This is a genomic window from Streptomyces prasinopilosus (assembly GCF_001419695.1).
In the GTDB taxonomy this organism is placed as follows: Bacteria; Actinomycetota; Actinomycetes; order Streptomycetales; family Streptomycetaceae; genus Streptomyces; species Streptomyces prasinopilosus.
The window spans coordinates 1-2,267 of record NZ_LIRG01000620.1 but is presented as its reverse complement, the minus strand read 5'-3'; the positions used below and the strand labels follow the sequence as shown (position 1 = coordinate 2,267).

Below are 2,267 nucleotides of genomic sequence, written 5' to 3'. Positions count from 1 at the left end.
TCCGGCGGGCAGCGGCAGCGTCTCGCACTGGCCCGCGCGGTGGTCGGGCAGCCCGAGTTCCTGGTGCTGGACGATCCGCTGTCCGCGCTCGACGTGCACACGGAGGCCGCGGTCGAGGCCGCCCTGCGCCGGGTGCTCGCGGACACCACGGCCCTGATCGTGGCGCACCGCCCGTCCACGGTGCTGCTGGCCGACCGCGTCGCCCTGCTCTCCGGCGGCCGGATCACGGCGGTCGGCACCCACCACGAGCTGCTGCGCACCAACGCGGAGTACGCCCACCTCATGGCCGGCGATCCGGTGGCGGACCGGCCGGAACAGGAGAACCGGCGATGACGGCGGCCCCCACCGCACCCGCCCGCGGCGAGGACGACGAGGACGGCAGGGACGAGGGGCCGCGGACCCCGGAGGGCGGCGACCTCTTCGACCGGGACGTCCTGCCCGCTCCCCCGGGCGCGACCGGTGCCCTGCTGCGTTCCCTGCTGGCGCCGCTGCGCGGCCGGGTCGCCCTGACGGCGCTCCTGCTGCTGCTCCAGCAGGCGGCGGTGCAGGCGGGCCCGCTGCTGGTGGCGTACGCGATCGACCGGGGCGTGCCCGCGTTCCGGTCCGCCGACCACGGGCCGCTGGTCGCGGTCGCGGTGGGCTACCTGCTGTGCGCGGCGGCGGGCGGCGCGCTGCAGTACGCGTTCATCGACGCCTCCGCGCGGGTCAGCCAGGACGTGCTGCTGGACCTGCGGGGCCGGATCTTCCGGCACGCGCAGGCGCTCAGCGTCGACTTCCACGAGCGGTACACCTCGGGCCGGCTCATCTCCCGTTCCACCACGGACGTCGAGTCGCTGCGGGAGCTGCTGGAGGAGGGGCTGCAGGAACTGGTGACGGTCATCGTGTCCTGCGTCTACATCTCGGTGCTGCTGCTCTGGCTGGACCTCGGGCTCGGCGCGGTGGCGGCGGCGTCCTTCGTCCCGTTGTACGCCCTCGTGCGGTCGTACCGGCGGCGGGTCTCCGAGGTGTACCGGCAGCGGTCCACGGCGATCGCCGCGGTGATCGTGAAGTTCGTCGAGACGATGAACGGCATCCGCCCGGTGCGCGCCTTCCGCCGCGAGTCCGTCAACGACGCCGCGTTCCGGGAGCTGAACCGGCGGCACGAGCGGACCAACGGCGACGCGCTGCTCGAGATGGCCCGCTATGTCGTGGGCTCGCGGGTGACCGCCAACACGACGGTCGCGCTGGTCGTGCTGTGGGGTGCGCACCGGGTGGCGGAGGGGACGCTCGCGCTCGGTGTGCTGGCGGCGGCGGTGCTGTACCTGCGGCGCCTGTACGACCCGATCGACCGGCTGGGCATGTTCCTCAACGCCTACCAGTCGGCGGCGGCCTCGCTGGAGAAGATCGCCGGTCTGCTGGCCCAGGTGCCGTCCGTGCCGGAGCCGGTGTCCCCCCGTGAGCTGCCGGAGCGGCGGTCGGGGCGCCCGGGGCGCGAGGTCGTCTTCGACGGGGTCCGGTTCGCGTACCGCACCGGGGGCGAGGTGCTGCCCCGTTTCGACCTGGCGCTCCCCGCCGGGCAGACCGTCGCGCTGGTCGGCTCGACCGGCGCGGGCAAGTCGACGCTGGCGAAGCTGCTCGCCCGCTTCTACGACCCCACCGACGGCCGGGTCCTGCTCGACGGCGTCGACCTGCGCGACCTGCCGGGGTCCGAGCTGCGGCGCGGGGTGGTCATGGTGACGCAGGAGGCGTTCCTGTTCTCCGGCACGGTCGCCGAGAACATCGCCCTCGGCCGCCCGGACGCCGGCCGCGCGGAGATCGAGCGGGCGGCCAAGGAGATCGGCGCCCACGACTTCATCGCCTCCCTCCCGGACGGCTACGACACCGACGTGCGCAAGCGGGGCGGCCGCATCTCGGCCGGTCAGCGTCAGCTCGTGGCGTTCGCGAGGGCGCTGCTCGCCGATCCCGCCGTGCTGATCCTGGACGAGGCGACCAGTTCGCTGGACGTCCCCGGGGAGCGGGCGGTGCAGCGCGCGATGGCGACGGTGCTGCGGGGCCGTACGGCGGTGGTGATCGCCCACCGCCTGTCCACCGTGGAGATCGCGGACCGGGTCCTGGTGATGGAGCACGGCCGGATCGTCGAGGACGGCACCCCGGCCGAACTCGTCGCGGGCACGGGCCGCTTCGCGGACCTGCACCGGGCCTGGCGGGACAGCCTGGTGTAACGGGGGATCCCCCCGGCCGGGGCGCCGGGGGGATCCCCCGTTACACCAGGCTGTCCCGCCAGGCCC

Annotated in this window: 2 protein-coding genes; both read left to right on the top strand. The window is 74.7% G+C overall.

Going from position 1 to position 2,267, the window contains the following annotated elements; translation table 11 throughout:
- On the top strand, positions 1-333 hold a 333-nt coding region (locus tag AOK18_RS23435; RefSeq protein WP_139058515.1), incomplete at its 5' end, for an ATP-binding cassette domain-containing protein.
- Complete coding sequence (locus AOK18_RS23430) at positions 330-2,201, top strand: ABC transporter ATP-binding protein (protein ID WP_055695626.1); 1,872 nt, start codon at positions 330-332, stop codon at positions 2,199-2,201. The genes AOK18_RS23435 and AOK18_RS23430, both read left to right, overlap by 4 nt.
- The last annotated feature ends 66 nt before the right edge of the window (positions 2,202-2,267 follow it).

What these genes read in the sequence shown, in the direction of transcription:
- AOK18_RS23430 (WP_055695626.1), top strand. Translation starts at nt 330, where the DNA reads ATGACGGCGGCCCCCACCGCACCCGCCCGCGGCGAGGACGACGAGGAC.